Below are 21,350 nucleotides of genomic sequence, written 5' to 3'. Positions count from 1 at the left end.
GCGCACAGCGCGCTGCAGATCCGCCGGGCGGGACTGCCCCACGACGTCGACCTGGCCGCCCGCGACGCGCTGCTCACCCTGGCCCGCTACGGCCACCTCGACGACGGATACCGGTACCTGCTCGGCCCCACCCCACCGGCGCCGACAGCGGCCGGGACCCCGGCCCCGCTGCCGGGGATGCCGACCGGGCGGCAGGAGTTGCTGACCAACCTGCTGGCCCGGCCGGACGTGGCCGACCCGGCCGCCGTGTCGGCCCTCGGCTACCTGGCCGCCACCCTCGACGGTCCGGTCGACGCCGTGGACGCGGCGATCCTGCACCTGACCGCCGACGCGCTCGCCGGCCTGAACATCGCCGATGCCGCCGTCACCACGCTGGTGCAGGACGCGCGTCAGACCCTCTCCGCGCCGCAGCGGCACCAGTGGGCCGAGACGATCCGCCACCTCGCTGACAACGCCACCGGCACCCGTGGGCCGGCACTGCGTCACCTCGCCGACCGGCTGTTCACCACGGCACCGGATCCCGATCCGGTCCCGGACGCTTCGGACGCTTCGGACGCCGAGGTGGCCCGGGTGCGGCAGGTGACGCGGGAGCGCCTCCAGCAGGCCACCCAGGAACTCCAGCGCACCGTCGACGACCTCGACCAGGCCCGCCGGGACGAACGCGACGCCCAGGGTGCCCGGGAGGCCGCGGAGGCGTCGCTCGACGCCGCCAGGACCGCGCTGACCCGGGCCGAAGGCGAACGGGCCCGGCTCGAGGAGAACATCGACCACCTCGACCGGGCGATGCCGGAACTCGAAGCGGAGGTGACGCGACGGGAGAGGCTGGAGTCAGCGGCCCGGCAGACCGTCGACGACCCCGCCACCAGCCAGGACGAGTCACGGCTGGCCGCCGCCCAGGCAGAGCTTGACCAGGCGCGGCGGGAACTGGACGTGGCCCGGACGGCGCTGGAGAAGGCCACCGGAGACCTCCGGGACGCCGGACAGGATCTCGACCGGGTCCGCGCGGAGCTGCCGGATCTGCGCCGGCAGGTCGAGACCGCGAGCGAGGAGTTCCGGGCCCGCGACGTCTCGGCGCAGGCGCACGCCAACACGGTACGGATGCTCGACGAGGCCAGGACGGCCCGCGAGGACGCCCGGGACGCGGCCCAACAGCAGGTGGACGCGATGGCGTTGCCGGTCCCAGCGGTCCCGCGCGGCACCCCGGTCGTGAACGTGGACACGGCGTTGGCCGAGATCGCCCGCTCCGGCCACGGTCGGTCCGTCGGCCAGGAACTGGAACACACGGTGCGCGCCCGGCACGACGGCACCGTCCCGGCGCGCGTGGTGCTGAGCACCGACCCGACCCGGCAGGCCGACAACGCCGCGACCGCCCCGGCGGACGAGACCCCCGTACACGAACTGGACCGGGTACAACTGGCCCGGGACCTCGCCGCGAGCCTGACGGTCCCGGTCGAACTGCGGGTCGACGGCGGCACCCGCGCCGAGCCGCCGTACCTCGCCTACCCGGGTGGAGAGGTGGTGCGGCTGGACATCACCGGCCGCCCGGAGAGCCTCGACGACGCCGTACGGCGGCTGCCGCAGCGCGTCCAGGACGACCTCGCCGCCCACCGGGGCCGGTCCGACGTGTACTCCCGGCTGGAGATCCTGCACGAGGCGGAGATCGAGTCGCGGCAGGACTTCGCCACGGCGGTGACCGCCCTGGTGGAGAACCTGAACCGACACCAGGGATACCTGGCCCACCGGTGGGTCACCCAGGCCGTCCCGCCGGTCGACACCGCCGGCCTACGAGCATTGGCCGACGGCCTGGACACCACGGCCTGGCCGGAGCCCACCAGCACCCCGCCGGCCGGACCGGTGGAGACCGGCCGCCCGGACGCCGTGGCCGCCGCCTGGCTGGCGTACATCCCGCAGTACCGCGCCGACATGCTCGCCGACATGCTGGACGCCGTCCCCGGGCTCGGGTTCACCGTGAGCCGGCCGACCCGTGAACTGCCGGCCGATCAGCGCCCCGGTGCCCGGGTGCTGGCCGTGGCCGGGTCCACGGCCGCCGCCGGGGTGGTCCTGCCCACCACGCAACTGCACTGGTACGAACCCGCCCGCAACCAGATCCACACCGGCAGCATGCGGATGCTCGGCACCTGGGCCAACGACCGGGCCGGCGAGGAGGCCGGACCGGAGGGCATCTGGTACATCGTCCTGACACCGAACGGGACCGACCGCCCCCGTGACCCGTCGGCCCTCGCGCACCACGTGGACGTGGCAGCGCGGACCACGTCGACGTCGACCCCGCCGGTCGAGCCGGACCCTTCGGCGGACGTGGCCGGTGCGGTACGCGGTGACGTGTCGCTGCCGGGTGGTGCGGCGGCGTTTGAGTGGGGTGCTGCGGGGGGCGGTGCGGTTTGGGGTGGTGGCTCGTCTTCCGGGTGGGCGGCTGGTGTGGAGCCGTCGGTGGAGCGGGTTGACGGCGGTTGGCGGGTGTCGTATCGGAGTTCGGGGAGCCTGCCTCCCTGGGGCGAGATGACGCATGTGTTCTCGGATCGGTTCACTTGGCAGGGGCCGGAGCCGTTGCGGTTGGTGCCGACGCCGGGGGAGGTGCGTCCTTTCCGGGTGGAAGATGCGGGGGAGGAGGCGGGGGAGCGGGTCTTCGTCGACTACTGGGCGCATCGTGAGTCGGGGGCGGTGGCGTTCCGCCTTCGGTTGGCGCCGGACGCGGACGTGGACCGTGCCTCCATTGTGGGGACGTTGCGTGCGGTTGAGCAGTGGGTGGTGGAGACCAACCGGGCTGTGGGGTCCGGGGGTGGGCCGCGGGTCGAGGTGGTGTTCGACCCGGTGGTGAGTCCGGAGGCACGGGCGGAGGTGCGAACGAAGGTTCGGCTGAGTCGTGCTGGTATTGGTCTGCGGGAGAGTCATGATGTGTGGGTCTCTGCTGATGGTTCGGCGGGTCGGATCGATCAGCTCCATTGGCTTGCAGGTCTTGCTCCTGGTCGTTACGGGCATGAGCTGAAGCACTTCGTTGGGGTTCCACACACTGGTTCGCCCAGGGATTTCCTGAGGAGGACCAGGCCGGTCGGTGAGGATCATCTTCACGAACCTGGGTTCACGGGTTGGGAGATCGATCAGATTCTGGCGGTGGCGGAGTCGTTCGTGGCTTCTACTGTTGCGCCGCGGTCGGTGGGGCCGTCCGGGTCGGAGTCACCCGGCTCGAACTCCGAGGCGTCGGAGTCGCCCGCCGATTCGTTGCCGGGGCGGGCGGCGGCGATGGAATGGCACCCCCCGGCCGACTCCGAGGCAGACGGACAGCCGTCCGGCCCAGCGGAAGGTGACCCGTTCGGTTTTGACCCGGAGCTTGCTCTGTGGGATGACCCGCTGGAAGGACTCGATCTGAGGACACCGGCGGCCGGCTCGGGATGGTCGCTGTCGGGTGGGCAGATGCCGGACTGGGAAAAGGAAGTGGCGGCAACCATCAGATCCCTGAAGCTTGCTGGAGTCGCTGCCGAGACGGCGTTTGGCAAGTGGGCGCGCGAGGTGTTCGATTTCGACCGTGCGTCGCTTGATCGGAGGCCGAACTACGTCTTCAACGAGTCGGTGTTGAACACCTACCGGGATGAGTTGGGGAGGAGAGGCGTCACCACCCAGACTGGATTGAGCGGATGGCTGGCCCGCCAACTGGCCGAGGAACTCGCCCTGGGCGGATCGTCGAGGTTCAGGGAGCTTCTTCCGTATCCGGATCCGGAGAATATGTCCGAGCAGCAACGGGATGCCCTGCACCGGATCTGGCTCGACAAGATCGCAAACGCCCGATCTGCGGGTTACGAAGTCGCGCATGTCGCTCTCCATGTGCTGGCTCAGGGGTTGGACCAGCCGATGCGGGTCCACCATCCTTTCGGCAACCCGTACGACGACATTGGCCCGCCGTCCGATGGCGGTGCCATCCCACAGCCCGTCGTGTGGTGGAAGGGTGGTTACATCATCCTCAAACCTCGTGACCCGACCGATGCCGACATCGTCGCCCGCATCGCCAGTGGCTACCGGGGGCGGTCGATATACGACCCCGAACAGCAGCAGCGCGATAGCCTTTTCAACGAGGCGCTCCGTCTACTGAAAGCCGAAATCGCCGCAGCGGAGGAGAAATTCTCCGGGCGTCACCGGTCCCTCCTGCGTTACAAATTGGACCGCGACCTCGCGGCCATCGGTAAACGCCCATTTTCCCCTCGCCGCCAAGCCGAAGAACTTGACGTGTACCGCCGGTACCTCACCGGCCTCAGCAGCGGCGGCGGCACCTGGGAAGGTGGCTACCGATGGGAACTCGAAGACCCGTTCACCCTCCGTGTCGCCGCCTTCGTCCGCGCCGGCAGGTACTCGGGATTGAGTATCCGGCTGGGCGGCAACCAGGTGCAACTCACTCATCTCGACCACATGGTCCTACCGGGCGACATGGTCGATATCGACTTCGGGTCGGTCGACGGGACGGGTGTCGGCATTGTCAAGATGCCGTACCTGGCCAACGGCGCCGAAAAATTTGCCTACCGAAAGATCGACCGCGAATTTACTGACAGCGAGCTGGTCGAACTGAGAGACAGAACAGCTCGGGCTCGGGTCGACGGCCAGGCGTGGCAACTCGACGAGCCGCCGGTCAGCGCTCTCTATCACATCGTGACGCCATTGGACCATCGAACGGGCCAATTGAGCCGCTCCTTTGGCAAGGGCTCCGAAGGCGAGAAACTCCGGAGAGCCCGTATCCCAGCCCTCAAAGTGGCGGCCGACGGAAGTCCATTTGTCATCCCAGATAATCTGGAGGAGGTTATTGTTCGACTCGGGTATGGCCTGGATGGTCAGCCCATCGCGGTCGTGGTAATGCCGGCTGGGAAGAGCGGGACCGGGCAGGACCTGTATCTGCAACTGGTCAATCCTGCCCCCACCGTCGACGACATCGAGTTTTTCCGCAAGCGGGCGCTGTGGGAACGCGGGAATTGGTGGGCCCTTTCCCGGGTGAGGTCTTTCGAGGACACAATTGACTGGAAAAGGCGAGTGCCTGGTCCTCTGGGTTTTACTCTCGGCGGCAGAAACTCGGGCAGGACGTTGGACGGGCGGGAGGTGAATATCGACCCTGGGACGCCGATCACCTTGGAGGTGGGGGAGCGGCTCCGGCCGACCGGAAAGGATGGCAAGACCGTCGAAGACGTCGTCGTCGTGGTCAAGGCGCCGTTGGTCCCAAGACGGGAAGGCGAGCCGGAGTCCGAGCCCGAATACGCCTTTCGGCTCTTCAGCAAGGATGCGACGGATTACGATGCTCTCATAAAGCAGCTCGAAGACCGGCAGAGGATGGTCGACCGGCGCAAAAAGGAAGCCGAGTGGGCAGCTGGGCGGGGCCCGAAGCGTCCGCGCATCGACGATGGGTCGTCGTTGCCCGTAGGGGCGGACGCGGGTTCGAGCGAAACCATGATGGCCGGTGATGTCGGCGGTGTCACGCGGGAGTTGCCCGGCCAGGCGACCGTGCCACACCAGCAGCCACCCCCACCGGATATGGCTGGCGTGTCGGTACGCGGTGACGTGTTGCTCCCGAGTCAGCTGTCGCCGGCTGAGGTGTCGGTCTGGTTCGACTGGCTGGGCAGTGTGAACCCGGGCCGTGGTGAGGGTTTCGACACCAACTGTGTGTTGACGGCGATCGGTACGGACATGTCGTTGGCGGGTGGCGTGGGTTGGCAGGTGCCGCCGGACGTGCCGTCGCCGGTGGCGTGGTTGCAGCGGTACGCGGAGGGTCGGCCGTTGGTGGAGGTGGCCGACTACGACGCGGTGGTGGAGGTGATGGCGGCGGCGGAGCCTGGTGCCCGGGGTGTGCTGGTCATGACCGGTGAGGGTGACCGGATCTCACACACGGTCAACGTGGTGCGCACCGATGACGGGAGGGTGGTGTTCCTCGACGGTCAGCGGGGCGGGCTGGCTCGGGGGCCGGTGAAGCCTGGCCGGTTGCGGTTCGTGGCGACCACCGACGGCGTGGGCGTCCCACGACCGCCGGCGGGGGTGGCAGACGCCGCGACCGTGACCGTTGCGGAGCATGCGGATCTGGCCGGGATGGACGAAGCTGCCCGGCCCCCGTCGGGATCGCGGGTGCCGGACGATGGGGGCCGCACGCCGTCGCCCGACGAGCTGCCCGACACCCTCGGCGCCGAGGGCGAGCCCGCGTTGCAGCATTCCTCCGGTCAGATTTCCTCGCCGGAGAGTTCCTCGTCCGAGGACCTCCCCCGCAGGGCTCGACGATCGACTTCCAGCGGGCCGAGGAAGACTGGCACAAGATCGAGTTCCGCATGTCCCGCTACGACAAGCTGTGGAACAACCGCGAACTGCGAGATGCCTACGAGGACTTCAAGGAACAGATGACGTTCGAGCTCCGGCTGAAAGCTCAGGGCCGGACCAACGACGAGATCGACGCTGAGGTCGTCAAGCGGTTCGGCGCCGACCGGGTCGCCCCGTTCGCGCAGTTGATGGCGGACAACCACGCTTTCTCCGTCCCGGCCAAGTGGTGGTTCAAGCACCAGCACGACAGCGACTTCGACGCCCAGTTCCCAGAAGCCGTCCAGCAGTTCCGGTCGAGGCTCGCCCTGTGGGGCAAGATCGGCCCCGCCGTCGCCGAACGGATCACCGAGCAGAGCGGCAACCGGATGCTCGAGGCGACGCCCGGCGGGCAGGTCTTCGACAACATCATGCTCGGCACCGGCAGCTTCTTCAATTACCCGCCCGGGTTCAACCGCATGTGGGAACAGTTCTCCCACCAGCTCGTGGCCGTCACCGACGGCCTGGTCGACGCCCACGTGTACCGGGGGGTGATGATACCGAGCGTCCTGCACAACACCGAGGCGAAGATTCTCTTCGAGAAGGTCGACCGGCGCGAGATCGAGGGCCTGCGTGTCGTCGCGTGGGAGTTCGTCGACAAGACGAAAAACAAGATCGTGAAGGCGGGCGAATACGTCGTCCGGTCCCAGGGGTCCTACGACGAGCGGGTCCCGAAGCTCGAAAAGGGCAAGACCTCGAAAACGTTCAACGAGCACCAGCAGCAGCTCTACGAACAGCTCACCTACCGCCGGGAGGAGTACAACCGGATCGGTCTGCAGGACTCGCTTCCCGAGCTCCCGCCGATCGAACGGAAGGACAGCAACTACGTCTTCGTGGTGTCGGACGCGAACCAACCCGAGATCATGGAGAGCCCGGAGAGCCTCACCAGAAAATTGTCGATGGCGCTGGAGAGCCAGACCGCCGACAACCCGTTGGCCCAACTGGACCAGATGCTGGCCGTACTCGAGTACGCGCAGAACAACCAGGAGTGGTCGGGGAGCGAATCCTCGTCCGTCGATCTCACGGGCAGCCTCGCGAACGTGAACACGAGCGCGACCGGCAGCCTGTCCGGCTCGATCGCCAGCATTCTCGTGCCCCCGACCCGGCGCAACACCGCGCTGAACCCGACCGACGCCGAGCTCGGCCCGCTTCCGGAGGACCCGACTTCGAGCCTGTCCGGATCCGACTACTCGCCCACGCTGGATGCCGTACCGGAGGAATGGCCTCCCCCGGCCGCCCCTGACGCTCCGGTCGACGCCGAGGATCTGGCCGGCGCGATCGGGGGGAGCAGCACCACGTCACCCACGACAGGCACCGGCGTCGCCGGCGAGGCGGACGCGACGCCGGCCGGAGTCCCGTTCCCGCGTCCCGCGTCCGCCGAGATCGCCGGCCGAGCGGCGGAGGACGTGCTGATGCCGAGTGACATGTCGCCCACCGAGGTGTCGGACTGGTTCCCGTGGCTGGGTGGGGTGAACCCGTACCGGGACCGGGGGAAGCAGTACGCGACGAACTGTGTGTTGGCGGCGATCGGCACCGACATGTCGTTGGCGGACGGGGTGGGGCACCAGGTGCCGCCGGAGGCGTACCTGCCGGTGGCGTGGTTGCAGCAGTACACGGGTCGGCCGTTGGTGGACGTGGCTGACTACGCGGCGGTGGTGGAGGTGATGAAAGCTGCGGAGCCGGGGGCCCGTGGTGTGGTGGTCATGACCGGTGAGGGTGACCGGATCTCACACGCGGTCAACGTGGTGCGGACCGACGACGGGAACGTGGTGTTCCTGGACGGTCAGCGGGGTGGGCTGGCCCGGGGGCCCGTCCGACCTGGTCGGGTGCGGTTCGTGGCGACGACGGACGGGGTGAGTGTTCCGCAGGCGCCCTCGACGGCGGGAGAAGACGCGACCGCGACGGGTCCGGCAGGGGAGGATCTGGCCGGTGCCGGCGAGGGAAGCGCCCCTGCGCCATCCACGGCGGCCGGCGTCGTCGAGGGTGGCGACGTGGCGGCGACGCCGGCCGGGGGCACGCCGGAGGTCGAGCGGCTGACCCGGGAACTGGCCGGCATCCGGGACAGGACCGCTGCCGTCGAGACCGACCTCGCCGCAGCGCGCAGCGAGCTGTCGTCGGCGCGGGAGGCCGTGGCGCGCCAGGTCGAGGCTCGCCCGGCCGTGCCACCGGTGCCCGCGCCGCAGACCCCGACCAACGCCGCGCAGACCCCGAACAACGTCGATGCGACGCCGGCCAGCGGTGCTGCGGGGCAAGCGGCGGAGCGTGCGGCGTGGGAACGGCTCACCCGGGCCCAGGACCGGGTCGCCGAGCTGGAACGGCAGCGCGGGACAACGCGACAGCTGCTGGAGCGGGCCGTGCGGGCGGCAGACCGGACGCGGCAGGCGCTGGAGCAGGACGCCGCCAGCCGGGAGGCGGACTGGCGGGCGGCGGTACAGCAGCGGACGGACGGCCTACAGGCGTTGCAGGCCGGCGGGGCAGCGGCGGCGGACCGGGCGGCGGAGCGGATCCGGCAGCGGAACGCAGCGCGGGAGGCCGCCGAGCAGCTCGCGGCCCAGCGGGCCGGCGAGCGGGAGGTGGCCCGGCAGGAGGCAGCCACCCGGGCGGCGCAGCGTCTGGTGGCGGGTCAGGAGGCACGCGAGCGGGCGGCGGCACGCGGGCAGGCCCGGAGGGACGAGCAGGCGCGGTGGGACACGTGGCAGGGCGTGCAGCAGGCGCTGGCGGTCCGGAACGCGGTCCGCGAGGCCGCGCAGGCGGAGGCCGACCGGCAGGAGCAACGGCGCCAGGAGCAGGAGGCGCGGGCCACGGCGGAGGAGGCGCAGCGACAGCTGGCGGACCGGGACCCCGGGCAGCAGCACCTCGCGGCGGAGCGTGCGCAGCAACGGCAGGTCGCTGCTGCGGCAGAGCAGTGGCGCGCACGGGAGCGCGAGCTGGCCGAGGGAGCGGCGAGGACCCGGCAGGACCAGCAGCGTGCCGACGACCAGTTGGCCGAACAGGCGCAGCGGCGGTGGGCGGAGGGCCGGCGGGAGGCCGAACGGGCGGAGGCCGAACGGGTCCGGGCGGACGAGGACGCGCGGCGGCAGGAGGACGAGTGGCAGCGGGCCGACCTGCGTGCGGTCGAGGAGGAACGCGAGCGCGTCGAGGCGGAGCGGGAGCACGCCGACAACGCGGAGCGCCAAGCGGAGACGTGGCGTCAGGCCGAGCTGAGGGACGCGGTCGACGCGGCGGCGCGTGCGGCGGAACGGACCCGGTTGGCGCAGGACGTCGCCCACCACCAGGGGCGGCTCGACCGCGCCCGGAGTGCGGTGTCCGCTGCGCGTACGACCTGGGAGCGTGCGGTCGGGGAGCGGGATCGAGCCGACGTGGCTCGGGCTGCGGCCACCGGGACGGCCAGGGACGTCGAGCCGGCGACGCCGTGGTACTTCGCCGCCGGTGCCCTCGGTGAGCTGAGCGTCTCGGCGGTGCGGCACCTGACGCCGCAGCAGGTGACGGAGACCGTCGCGCAGTTGATGGACGACCTGCCGTCCGGGTGGCCGACCGGGGGCGCCGACGACATCGAGATGGGCACGACCGACCGGCTGGACCTGGGCAGCGCCCACCAGGAGGCAGCCGTCCGCGCGCGGGTGTCGGCCGCGCTGCACAGGCTGCTGACGGCACCGGATCCGGGGGATTCCCGCGCCGTCGAGGAACACCGTGAGCGCTGGGAGCAGGTGCTGTTCTCCGGAGAGACCCTCAGCGCGGGCGGGCGACTGGTGTGGATCCATCCCGTGCCGTACGGTCCGCGACCGGCGCCCGCCGGGAACGCCGGAGGCGCGCGGGTGTACGGGGTCTCGTTCGGCTCGACCAAGGTCGGCAACGACACGTCCGTGTCCAGCGGGCGGAAGACCGACGGTGGGCTGGAGGAGACCTTCGACATCTCGACCGGGCACGCGTCCAGGTTGATCGCGAACCTCCCGTCCGTGTCGATCAAGAGCGAGCGCCAGCAGGCGATGTCCCGGGAGACCCGGGTCATCTGGGGCCGGAAGATGTTCGTGACCCAGTCGACGTCGTTCACCAGCGGAGTGTCCTTCCAGGTCTTCGTGAACGGCATCGAGTGGGGACGGCCGTCGGTGCCGGCCGAGACCGGCCTCCTCGACATCTCCCTGCCCACCCTGTACGCCAACGGCAGCGCCGCGCCGAACCCGGCAGCCCGGCTCGCGCCGTCGCCACCCGGGTCACCGGCACGGTCGACGTCGCAGGCCCGGGACGTGCTCAACGCGATCGACCTGACCCCACTCGTGACCGGCTGGCACCAGGCACTGACGGCCGCCCTGCCGGCCGACACCGCGGCGGGCGTCGCCGCGAAGGCCACCCGCCAACTGCTCAACGAGCGGACGACCCGCAACCGTAGTCGCTGGGTGCTGTCGAACGGGGACATGACGGACACGATCGACGAGCGACTCACGGTCGGCAGGTTCCGCGGCTACGTCGACACGAAGGCGGTCATCCGGGAGTTGCAGCTGGCGGGGATCACCGAGGGCGTCACGGTACGGGACGACCTCGGGGTGATCGCGACCTCCGGCGAGGAGGTGTCGGACACGAGCGGCGCCGGCGTCGACGTGGACGCGGTGGTCCTCGGACTGACCCACGCGCCGGCCGACCCGGGTGGTCGGGAGGAGGCCGCCGACCGGACGGGCGGTGCCTTCTCGTTCGGCTTCGGCGGCGAGTCCGAACGCGAGTCCGCGCTGGAGGTGGGGGGCAAGGCCCTGAACCACACGGTGCTGAACCGTAGGGAGGACCAGGCGCGTTACCGGGTGGTGTTCGACCTCACGGTGACCACGCACGGCGATTCTCCGGTGGCGCCGGTGACCCGGCGGGTGGTCGCGGAGCTGGGCGTGCCGGTGAGCGAGGCGCAGCAGTTCGAGCGCAGCGTCTTCGGGACGGTCTTCACCCCGGAGTTCGGTGGGCCGGGTACCGGGCGGCCGCGGGCGGTGATCACGCCGGCCGCCGCGACCCCGGTACCGGCTCCGACACCGGCGGACGAGGTGGCCGTCCGGTTGTCGCCGCGCGTGCTCCGGGCGCCGCAGGCGCGGCAGGCGTACGTGCCTCCCGCCGGCCCGGCGGCGCGCGAGCCGCTGGCGCTGGCGATGCGGCGTGGCCAGGGTCTGGGGATCGCGGCGAACATGCCCGGGGCGGAACAGGTCGCCGACCTGGTGGAGTCGGTGCTGCGACAGAAGTCGGGGCGCGCCGACATCGGCGCGGTGGCGCGCCGCACCGTCCTGGCGAAGGTGGGTCGGGCCGCGATGGAGGCCGATCCGACGCGGACGCAGGCCGGAAAGAAGTTCACCGTGCGGGTCGGCGGTGAGCGGTACCAGATCCTGGTGACCGAGCACCGGAGGGAACTGCTGGACAGTCCGGAATACCCGATGACGGTGAACGCCCGTGCGCTGACCGGAGCCACCACGTCGGCCTCCCGGTCGACCGAGGGCAGCCTCAGCGGCCGGTTGGGCGGTCGGGTGTCCAACCCGGTGGGCACCGTCGAGCAGTCCGACCGGAACGGGCAGACGCCGGAGAGCGGGACGGAACACCAGGGGAGGGTGTTCTTCCCCCGGCTCGGCGTGACAGCGGAGCACACCCGGTCGAAGGAGCACGAGCTCAGCCAGGTGGTGCAGGAGTACCGCCGGACCGAGACCGTCGGCGACGTCGTCGACCACCGCTACCGTACGGTGTTCGAGGTCGTGATCCGTGAGCAGACGGAGAGCGGCTGGGGACCCCGCGAGACCTGGCTGGTCGACACCGGACACGGCGCCGAGGTGGCGACCCACATCGCGGTGCCGGTCGAGCACGTGCCGCGTGATCCGCGCACCGGCGAGGAGCGGGCCGTCACGACGGCGCAGCTCGACGCCGCGGGCGTGACCCGTACGAGCCCGCGACCCGACTCCGCGTGGGCACCGGCCGGCCGGCCGCCGCACCTGCCGTTGGACGTCCAGGGCAGCGCCGGCATGTACGCGGCCTTCCGGTACGTGCCCGAGCTGCCCGCCACTGCGGCGCGGCTGTACCAGCAGGTGAACGGCCTGCCCGACGAGTGGTTCGACGAGCCGATGAACTGGCCCGACACGATCTTCGATCTCGGTGCCGGCTCCGAACTGGCCGGCGGGTTCCCGGAGGCGGTCGAGGAGCACGGGTGGGAGCTGCAACTGCCCGCCCACGACGGGTACCAGCAGGCCGTCCGGATCCGGGAGCGGTTCTTCGCGGCGGGCCTGACGTACCAGTACAGCAGCGACGGCATCGACAGCGCGGACGGTGTCGAACTCGAACAGTACCGGCAGTCGGCGATCAGCCATGCCTCCGGGACGAGCAACGAACTCAGCCTCGGCGGCAAGGCCGGCGTCGGGGGCCAGTACCTCAACCACGCGGCCACCGCGAAGAAGAGCGGCCCGGACAGCGTCGACTCGGACAGCGTCGACTCGGACAAGGCGCGCGAGCGCGGCCGTGTCGGCGGCGGCCTGTACGTCGAGGGTGGGGTGTCGTTCGGTGGCTCGGACGGCAGGGACTACGGCGCCATCGACATCACCCGGGCCACCTACAACGACGTCGTCCACGCCTATCACGGCCGGGTGGTCTTCGAGGTCACCGCCCTGCGTACCAGGGGCGGCGAGACCACGGCCACCGCTCCCGTCTACCTGGACGCCGACGACGCGGTGGATCTCCTGGCGACCGATCGCGCGGCCGAGGATCTGGGGCTGTACCGTCCCCGGACGCAGGCAGCCGACCCGGCGTCGTCGCGCGAGATCATCGACCCTGAGCTGTTGCCCGCCGTGGGGCACCCCGAGCGGTTGCGGGCCAACGCGGTGCTGGACACGATCCTGCGACGGCTGCGGCAGCGTGGCCTGTTCGCCTCCGGCGAGAGTATCCCCGACCACCTGCGGCGCGCGCTGGTAAAGCGATTCTCCTCCCGCAACCTGGAGCCGCAGTACCTTCCGCTGTCCGGCCAGGGTGTGTACGGCTGGTTCCCGGTGCCCACGCCCTATCACACCACCCAGTACCTGTGGGTGCGGGTCAGCGCCAACCCGTCCGACGCGCAGTCGAGCGACCGCCCGCGAGAGCAGGTCAGCCTCACCCTGCGGGGGGAGACGCACGACGCCCAGTCCAACACGGAAACCTCCGGATCGTCGTGGGGTGGGCTCGTCAACTTCTCCGGTCGGGGCGCGTGGAACGACGAGGGCAGCGTCCTCGGCGGGCACGGTGACTACGGGCGGGAGAGCGCGGAGTCCAGTGAACGCGGCACGCAGTCCGAGTCCAAGGACATCTTCCGGACCGGACCCAAGAAGTCGCACGAGGTCGAGTACCCGTTGGACTTCACCATCGACATGACGCTGACCACGGAGATGCCCCAGGCGGTCACGTACGTGCTCGACTCGGTGCGCAACGTGCTGTTCGGGAGCGCCTGGCTCGCCGGCCTCTGGCAGCCGAACCTGGAACGGTCGGTCCGCGACCTCTGGGACAACCTGCCCGGGATCGGCTGGCAGGAGCAGGTCCAGGTCGCCGGGGACGTCCGGCTCATCGTGCCGCGATACCTGACCCGGCCGACGGCCGAACAGCCGGGGAGTTGGCAGGGGCCAGCCCCGGCCCCGGCCCCGACCGGCGACGGCCGGCCGACACCCCGGTGGGCGGAACCCCGCGCCACCCGGCCCCGGTTGAACGACGACCTGGTCGGTGACCGCGACCTCCATCCGTGGCGGCTGAACCGGGTGGCCCGGGAGTTCGAACGCTGGGCGGCGCTGACCACCCGACCGCCGCGGCTGCGGCAGGGCCTGGACCTGGGCGCCGACGGCGCCTGGCGGGTGCCGGGCGTGCACGGGGGCAGCGACTTCGACCGCCTGATGGCGCACCATGCGTCCGAGATGATGCTGCGATCGCGTCTCGTGCCGCTGCTCGAACACCGCTACCAGGTTCCGGGCGCCGGCGTCACCCTCGGGCTGGACATCCGGCGGGCGGAGTTCTACGTCGACAAGGACGGCCGGCCGCTGGCCTTCGAGCAGAAGGCCCGGCGATACCAGCAGAACGAGGCGGGCCCGATCAACAAGGGTGATTCCTCCTCGGGCTGGGGGTTCTCGTTCGGCCCGCAGACCGGCGATCCCACCGGCGACATCAAGAAGCTCGGCTGGAACGGCGACGGCTTCGGCGTCGGTCGCGAGGACGGTGAGGCCCACGCGGCCGAGATGAGCGAGGTGAACGAGCGCAACGTGGAGGCGAAGCGGACGTTCCATCAGTACCGCTACGACGTCACAGCGGTCATCTACGGTCCGTACGGCACCCTGCTCGTCGACGTGCAGAAGGGCCTCTACGTGATGCGCGAGCAGGCACCGGCGGTCCGGTGACCCACCCCCGACCGGTCCGCCGTCATGCCCTCGACGACCTTGCCGGTGATCGTGGAGATCGTCTGCCGCGACACGTCCGCGCCATACACCTCGCTGCCATCACGGTCGCGGGGCACCTCGATCCGCACCGGGTCGCCCTTGTCGTGCCCCAGGTGATCGGTGATCTCACCTACCTGTTGTATTGCGGCGTGACGGACGGGTCTGACCAAAGCGTCCTCATCGAGATCGGGAACGCGGAAGAATTGGCGCGAAGCCTCGCCTGCTTGAAGGAGGAGGGGTGCTGAGCCGTTGGCGCCTGTTTGCACTGCTTGGGGTCGCCGCCGTCGTCCCGCTGGCCGAGTCCCTCGTACTGGTGTTGATCGGCTTCCGGCAGGCGGAGGGATTGATCGGGCAGAGCACGGCGGTCTGGCCGTATGACTCCTACCACGACATGCGCTGGCTGTTGGTCTACCACAACTCCTGGTGGGTCTTCGGGCTCGGGCTGGTGGGGGCGATCATGGTGCGCGGGGCGCTGTCCGCAGTGTTGGTCGGTCTGTCCTGGCCGGCCAGGAGGCCCCGGCCATCACGGCGGACCCTGCTGCTGCGCAATCTCGGCGTAGCGGCGTTGACGGCTGCCATCGTCGCGCCGTTCGCTGCGCTCGCGGTGGCCGCGTCGGTGGTGTCGCTGTCCTGGGTTCTGTTCGCCTCGCTGATCCCCATGGTGATGTTGGCCCCGTTCCTGCAGCGGATGGCGGTGGGTGCGGGCTGGTGGCGTGGCCTGCCAACGGCGGAGCTGTTCGGCTGGTCGTTGCTCAACTTCGTGGTCATCACCGTCGCCGGGGGACTGGTGTGGAGCGCGGATGAGGCGTGGACACCGGCCGTCGCGGTGGCCGTCGGGATGGTCAACGGCCTGATGTGGAACCGGACCGTGCGGGCGGCCGTGCTCCCCTCCCACGTGCGGTTGCGGCGGGTGCCGGTGGTACCGATCGTCGTGGTGCTGACCCTGGCCATCCCGCTGGTGGCGCAGGCGCTCACCCAGCGCGACGGCGAGACGAACACGTTCTCGCCACCGATCTTCACCCAGCCGCTACCCCAGCGGGTGCCCTATGCGGTGATCCTGCTGGCCGGACACAATTCCGCGTACGATGGCCGACCCTCGGCGGATCCGAACGTGGAGCGATTCTCGTACAACGGCCTGGACTCGGGTGGCCGTCCGCTGCCGTACCGGTCGAACGCCACCCACCAGTCCTTGGAGTCCAGCGCGCAGATGCTCGCCGCGCAGGTCGAGGCCGTACACCGGCGGACCGGCCGGCCGATCGCCCTGGTCGGGGAGAGCGAGGGGGCGATGGTGGCCCGCACCTACCTGCGAAGCCCGAAGCCAGCGGTAGCAGCGCTGCTGATGCTCAGCCCGCTGGTCCGCACCGGCCGGGCGTACTATCCGCCATCGGCCGCCGACTCCGGCTATGGAGTAGCCACCGGCTGGCTGCTACGCGGCATGTACACACTCGCGAACCTGGGTTCCGGAACCGACGACCAGCCAGACGAGCCATTCGTCCGCTCACTGTTAGAAGACGCGCCGTTCTATCGCTTCCAGACCATGTGTCCGATTCCAGGCGTGCGAGTGGTCGCCTTCCTGCCGACCGTCACCGCGGCGGAGTCCACACCAGGTCGGTTCACCGAGATCCCCGTGGTCGAGGTGCCGTCCCTCCACGTCGAGTTACTTGGCCGGCGGATGGTCCACGACAAGGTGATCGACTTTCTCGCCGGAGCGAATTTCAGGCATATCAGTAGCGAGTACGGCCTGATACAGCGGCTCGGGGCAGCCTGGCAAGCACCCCTTCTGACGGTCAATGTGAACCCGGTGTGGCGTTCCAAAGCACCACCCGGACCAGCGTTCTCAGCGGCCCGGATCTGTCGCGCGGTCCGGTGAGCAAGGGTCTGCTGCGATCGACCGCCTACGAGCTCGACGCGACGAGATCGTACGACTGGCCATGACCACGGGTCTGGCCACTGTGGAGGAGCTGGCCGGCACGTTCGACGTGACGGCCTCGACGATTCGCCGCGACCTCGCCCTGCTGACCTCCCAGGGACGGCTGACCCGCACCCTGGGTGGAGCCATCGCCCCCAACGCGCATCCCGAGGCGTCACTGCGGCAACGTACGGGCGAGGCGTTCGAGGCGAAGCGGGGCATTGCCCGTTGGGCCGCGGCGCAGATTCGCCCCGGCGAGACCGTCCTGCTCGACGCCGGGTCGACCGTGGGTGCGCTCGCCCACGAGTTGCGTTCGGCAACCGCGCTGACCGTGGCGACCACCGGCCTCACGGCCCTTCAGGAGCTCGCCGACGTGGACGCCGTGCACGTCGAATGCCTGGGTGGGACGCTACGGCATCTCAGCCAGGGATTCGTCGGCCCGCTGGCCGAGGCGGCACTGGAGAAGTCGACCTTCGACCGCGCCTTCCTCGGTGCCGACGGGGTCACTCCCGACGGCGGGATCTGCGAAGCGGATCTGCAGCAGACCCGGCTCAAGGAGCTGATGACGCGCCGCGCCGAACAGGTCTACGTCCTCGTGCACGCGGGAAAGCTTCTCCGCCAACCATTCCACGCCTGGGCTCCGCTGTCGCGCAAGTGGACCCTCGTCACCGACCACCAGGCGGATTCCGCTGTGATCGCGGCCTTCACCGCCAACGGCATCGAGGTGGTCATCGTCGATCCCGACGGACACCGCATCAACTGACGTTCCATGTCTCTCCATCTGATATCGGTGGATGGTGTGCGGCGTGATCCTTCCTCGGGGGTGATCTCTTCGACCCACAGTTGACGTGGGCTTCTCGGTCAGTTCGGGTAGCCCTTCCTCTGCGGCGGGGTCTGCCAGCGCGTCGCGTCCGACTGCCAGGGCTCGCCCGTGGAATCGCTGCGCAGCGAATCGATCCAGCGTGGGCCGTGGGCCATCGCTGGCTCCGGTTCGTCGGCTATACCCGGCTTCGTCGGATTCTCAGCCTGTTTGGGCGAGCCGAGCCGGTCGGCGTCGAGCGGGCGGAATCCATCCGCGTCGAGCGGGCGGTCCCGTTCTGACACCGGCGGAATGGTATTGGCTGGGACATCGGCTGTCGGCTCATCGGCGTCCGACTGCGGCCAGCGCCGCCACCGCTGGACACTGGCTACCCCGACCAGGAGCAGCGAGCCCAGCAACAGCGTCGTCCCGGTCCGTACGGGGGTGAGTACGTCGATCTGGTAACCCGCCACGCTCAGCTTGTGACTGAGTAGGTCCAGCACCCGTGCCGGGCTGAAGAGCAGACCTGCGTAGCTGGCCGAGTACCCCAGGCCGATCAGCACTGAGCCGAGCGGGGAGATCCGGACGGTCGCGAGAAGCCCGAGGAGAAGGCCAGCGGCTGCCAGCACCAGCAACGGCTTCAGCAGAGCGTGGGGATCGAGCACGCCACCGTTTTCCTGTGCATCCTCGAACACCCGCAGGGACCGGCCCTGCCCGGCGGCGAGCAGGACCCAGGCCAGCGGACCCAAGATGAGCGCGGCGATCGCGGTCTTGATGTGTCGCATTCGGGCAAGGTACTGAGCTTTCCTCGTTGATCCACAGCCCGATAAGCGAAACTTAACTCGCCGTCACGCTACGTTGTCTGGCGTAGCTGATGGTGTCGAAGGTGGCCGTGAGGGCTCCGTAGCGCTGAGCTTCGCCCGGGCAGCGGCGCGGGGCCTGAGCCGCTACGGGAGGAAGGTCGCAAGCCAGGGTATCGCCGCGACGAGGGTGATGATCACCGGGACCAGCACTGCGCCGAATGCCATGCCGATCGCTGCGTAGGTGCCGGTTTCGGCGTCCATGTCGAACGCGCGGCTGGTCCCGATCGCGTGTGACGAAATCCCCAGCGCAAGACCGCGCACACGGGGGTCGGTGATCCGGAAGGCACGGAACAGGGCCGGTCCGGCGACCGCGCCCAGGATTCCGCTGATGATCGCGAGGACCGCCGCCAGGCTCGCCGGCCCGCCCAGGCTGCCTGCCACGGCGGTTGCCACCGGTGACGTCGCCTGGGTCGTCAGGAGCGCGACGAGCATGTTCGGGTCGGCACGTAGCGTCACCGCGATCACGAACGACGCGGCGACGGCGGCACAGATCCCGGTGATGGATGCGGCCAGGAGCCCCGGCAGGCTGGCCGCCACCTCCCTCCGGTGACGGTGGATGGGTAGCGCGAGCGCGACGACCGCTGGACCGAGAAGGAACGAGATCGGCTCGGACGCTTTCGCGTACTGCGCGTAGGGGAGGTGCGTGCACGTCAGGAACAGCGCGACGAGGGCCACCGCCACGAGGATCGGGGGCACGAATCGCCGGGTCACGGGAAACGCCCGAGCGAAGGTCTCGGCGAGCGTCCACGCGACGAGAGTCGTCATGACGCCCAGCAGCGAAGCGTCGGCGGGTATGTCCGTCATCGCCGTCCACGCCCAAGCGACCACCGCGCGACCAGCGTGGTGACGAGGATGGCGACGAACCAGCCAGCCATGACCGTGACAGCGCTGCCGACCCACTCTGCGGCCAGGGCGTCGGCCTCGGTGACGATGCCTGCGGCGACCGGGACGAGCAGGAACGGAAGCAGGCCGACGAGGATCGTGCCGACTCCGCCGACCCATTGCTCGATGTGGGCGCCCCAGGGTGTCTGGAGCATCGCGAGCAGCATGACCAGGCCGATCACTGCTCCGGGCACGGACCAGCCGATGAGCGACGTGGCCAGCGTTCCCAGCGCGTAGAGGCCATAGAGAATCGTGAACCCCAGCAGCCCGCGCGTGACCGGCGCCGGCCCGGCCGGGGGGTCCTGACTCATCGCCGTACCTCGGTCGACGCTTCGGGTCCGTCGGCGTCGACGGCGTTCGGCGCGGTACCTGGGCGGGCCCCGGAGATCCGGGCGAGGCTCCCCGGCTCGGCGTCGCACGGCGGGCGTGACCGTTCGCCAGGATCCCGCCCTGGGCGAGCGGGGTGAATGCCCGGGGGCGACATCTCGATCAGTTCGGTCATCGCATCAGCCTTCTTGTCGGTGGTCTCCGTGTCATCGACGCCACCCGGATGCGTGCCCGGCGCGTCCCACGTACGCGAAGTCGTCGCGACCCACCCGGACGACCTTCTCTGCTGGGAGGGCCGCGAGGTGTCCGGTATAGGGTCGTTCGGCCGTTTCCGCATTGCGAAAGAAAGATTCCTTCTATCGGAAGCTTGCACTATGGTAGCGGCGCTCGTAGGTTGTCCACCAGTGGCATCTGCATGATTGCCAGACAAGTGATCCGAACTTACGACCACAACCCACCCCACCACCCCCAGTGAGGAAGATCTCGTTGTGTTCAGTACAGGATTCCCGCGCCGTGCCGCCATTGCCACGGCCGGACTCGCCGCAACCGCTCTCGTCCTGACAGGCTGCGGGAGATCGGACCCGGGAACAGCGCAAGAGAGCGTCGCCGTGATCGACGACTCGCCAGCCACCGGAAAGATCACGATCTGGGCCGCGGCGAACGAGGGGAAGGCCCTGTCGGCGCTCGCGGAGGAGTTCAAGAAGACCAACCCCGATGTCACGATCACCGTGACCCCGGTGTCCTTCGACGAGTTGCCCCGGAAGATCGACACCGCCATCGCGAGCGGCCAGGTCCCCGACATCATCCAGCCCAGCACGGGCCTGCAGTCGTTCGTCGCCGCCAAGGGCATCGCACCCGTGCCCAAGGGCGTCGTCGACAACAGTGAGTTCTTCGACGCGGCGGTCGAGGCCGTGACCTTCGACGGTGTCCAGTACGCGGTGCCCTGGTACGTCACCGTGCAGTCGTTCTACTACCGTGCCGACCTCGCGCAGCGGGCGGGCGTCAAGGCCCCCACCACCTGGGCCGAGGCGCTCACGTTCGGCAAGGCGCTGCAGTCCGCGGGCGCCGCGAACGGGACGTACATCGGACCGCGGGGCACCATCGCATGGCAGACGATCCTCCCGATGATCTACCAGTCGGGTGGAACGGTCGTCAAGGACGGCAAGTTCACCTTCGACACGCCGGAAGTGGTCCGGGCGCTCGACCACTACCAGGCGTTCTTCCGTGACCGCATCTCCAACCCGCAGACGGCCTACACTGCCCCGGGAGAGATGGAGGCGAGCTTCGCCAACGGCACCGTCGGGTCGTACCTGACCGGCTCGTACTCCTACGACCTCGCCCTGGACGCGCTTGGCGGCGACCCGTCCAAGCTGGCAGTCGCCACGCTCCCCGCCGGCCCCGCGACGGGCGCCGGATACCTGGGCGGTTCGGGTCTGGCCGTGATGGCCGACTCCGACAACCAGGAGACCGCGTGGAAGTTCCTTCGCCACGTGTCCTCCCCGGAGAGTCAGGACGCCGCGTACCAGGTTGCCGGCGTGCTTCCCGCTGCCCGGGCGCCGTGGACGTCGGGTGCGGTCGCAAAGAGTCCGACGGCGAAGACGTTCGCCGCGCAACTCGAGCAGAGCATCCCCCTGCCGCGGGTGCTCACCTGGACTGAGATCCGCGACCTGCTCGCGACGTACGCGGAGCGGCTCGCGCGCGGCGTGACCACTCCGCAGGACGCGGCAGCGGCCATTCAGGCCGAGGCGGAGAAGATCGGAACCGGACAGTAGTGGCCGCGAACGCCAAGACCGGGCGCCCCCTCGCGGGGCGCCCGGTCCGCGACCCGCCGATCGCAGGCGGTC

Annotated in this window: 8 protein-coding genes and 1 pseudogene; 5 read left to right on the top strand and 4 right to left on the bottom strand. The window is 69.9% G+C overall.

Annotation, left to right across the window (positions count from 1 at the left end; genetic code table 11):
• The first annotated feature begins 297 nt into the window (after positions 1–297).
• Both GA0074692_RS13200 and GA0074692_RS13195 read left to right on the top strand, forming a co-directional pair.
• A complete protein-coding gene (locus GA0074692_RS13200) occupies positions 298–6,378 on the top strand; it encodes a toxin glutamine deamidase domain-containing protein (RefSeq protein WP_141725268.1) in 6,081 nt (2,026 codons plus the stop codon).
• Positions 6,306–14,687 carry a toxin glutamine deamidase domain-containing protein gene (locus tag GA0074692_RS13195; protein WP_091644205.1) on the top strand — a complete coding sequence of 2,794 codons (8,382 nt, stop codon included), beginning with the start codon at positions 6,306–6,308 and terminating at the stop codon, positions 14,685–14,687. Before GA0074692_RS13200 ends, GA0074692_RS13195 begins: the two co-directional genes overlap by 73 nt.
• 23 nt (positions 14,688–14,710) lie before the next feature.
• On the opposite strand, the pseudogene GA0074692_RS36920 reads toward GA0074692_RS13195, so the two are convergent.
• Positions 14,711–14,896 (bottom strand): annotated as a pseudogene (locus GA0074692_RS36920) (hypothetical protein); the annotation flags it as partial.
• A gap of 68 nt (positions 14,897–14,964) precedes the next feature.
• Here GA0074692_RS36920 and GA0074692_RS13190 point away from each other — a divergent pair.
• Positions 14,965–16,596: an esterase/lipase family protein gene (locus tag GA0074692_RS13190; protein ID WP_091644202.1), complete on the top strand. Its 1,632-nt coding sequence runs from the start codon at positions 14,965–14,967 to the stop codon at positions 16,594–16,596.
• Positions 16,597–16,612: 16 nt separating this feature from the next.
• The gene (locus tag GA0074692_RS13185) at positions 16,613–17,398 is read left to right on the top strand and encodes a DeoR/GlpR family DNA-binding transcription regulator (RefSeq protein WP_091644199.1); all 786 of its coding nucleotides are present in this window, start codon (positions 16,613–16,615) and stop codon (positions 17,396–17,398) included.
• A gap of 98 nt (positions 17,399–17,496) precedes the next feature.
• Here the strand turns inward: GA0074692_RS13185 and GA0074692_RS13180 are convergent, their stop codons facing one another.
• The 3 genes from GA0074692_RS13180 to GA0074692_RS13170 form a co-directional block, all read right to left on the bottom strand.
• Positions 17,497–18,219: a hypothetical protein gene (locus GA0074692_RS13180; protein ID WP_091644195.1), complete on the bottom strand. Its 723-nt coding sequence runs from the start codon at positions 18,217–18,219 to the stop codon at positions 17,497–17,499.
• Positions 18,220–18,381: 162 nt separating this feature from the next.
• Positions 18,382–19,101: an LrgB family protein gene (locus GA0074692_RS13175; protein WP_091644191.1), complete on the bottom strand. Its 720-nt coding sequence runs from the start codon at positions 19,099–19,101 to the stop codon at positions 18,382–18,384.
• Positions 19,098–19,490, bottom strand: a complete 393-nt coding sequence (locus GA0074692_RS13170; RefSeq protein WP_091644186.1) for a CidA/LrgA family protein — start codon at positions 19,488–19,490, stop codon at positions 19,098–19,100. The genes GA0074692_RS13175 and GA0074692_RS13170 overlap by 4 nt, the downstream gene beginning before the upstream one ends.
• 624 nt (positions 19,491–20,114) lie before the next feature.
• On the opposite strand from GA0074692_RS13170, the gene GA0074692_RS13165 reads away from it, so the two are divergent.
• Positions 20,115–21,278, top strand: a complete 1,164-nt coding sequence (locus tag GA0074692_RS13165) for an extracellular solute-binding protein (protein WP_218106651.1) — start codon at positions 20,115–20,117, stop codon at positions 21,276–21,278.
• Positions 21,279–21,350 lie beyond the last annotated feature (72 nt).

This window comes from Micromonospora pallida (assembly GCF_900090325.1).
Lineage (GTDB): Bacteria > Actinomycetota > Actinomycetes > Mycobacteriales > Micromonosporaceae > Micromonospora > Micromonospora pallida.
This window is presented reverse-complemented; position numbering and strand designations above follow the sequence as displayed.

Coding starts and splice junctions, on each gene's coding strand:
- GA0074692_RS13195 (WP_091644205.1), top strand. CDS start 6,306: ATGTCCCGCTACGACAAGCTGTGGAACAACCGCGAACTGCGAGATGCC.
- GA0074692_RS13180 (WP_091644195.1), bottom strand. CDS start 18,219: ATGCGACACATCAAGACCGCGATCGCCGCGCTCATCTTGGGTCCGCTG.
- GA0074692_RS13175 (WP_091644191.1), bottom strand. CDS start 19,101: ATGACGGACATACCCGCCGACGCTTCGCTGCTGGGCGTCATGACGACT.
- GA0074692_RS13170 (WP_091644186.1), bottom strand. CDS start 19,490: ATGAGTCAGGACCCCCCGGCCGGGCCGGCGCCGGTCACGCGCGGGCTG.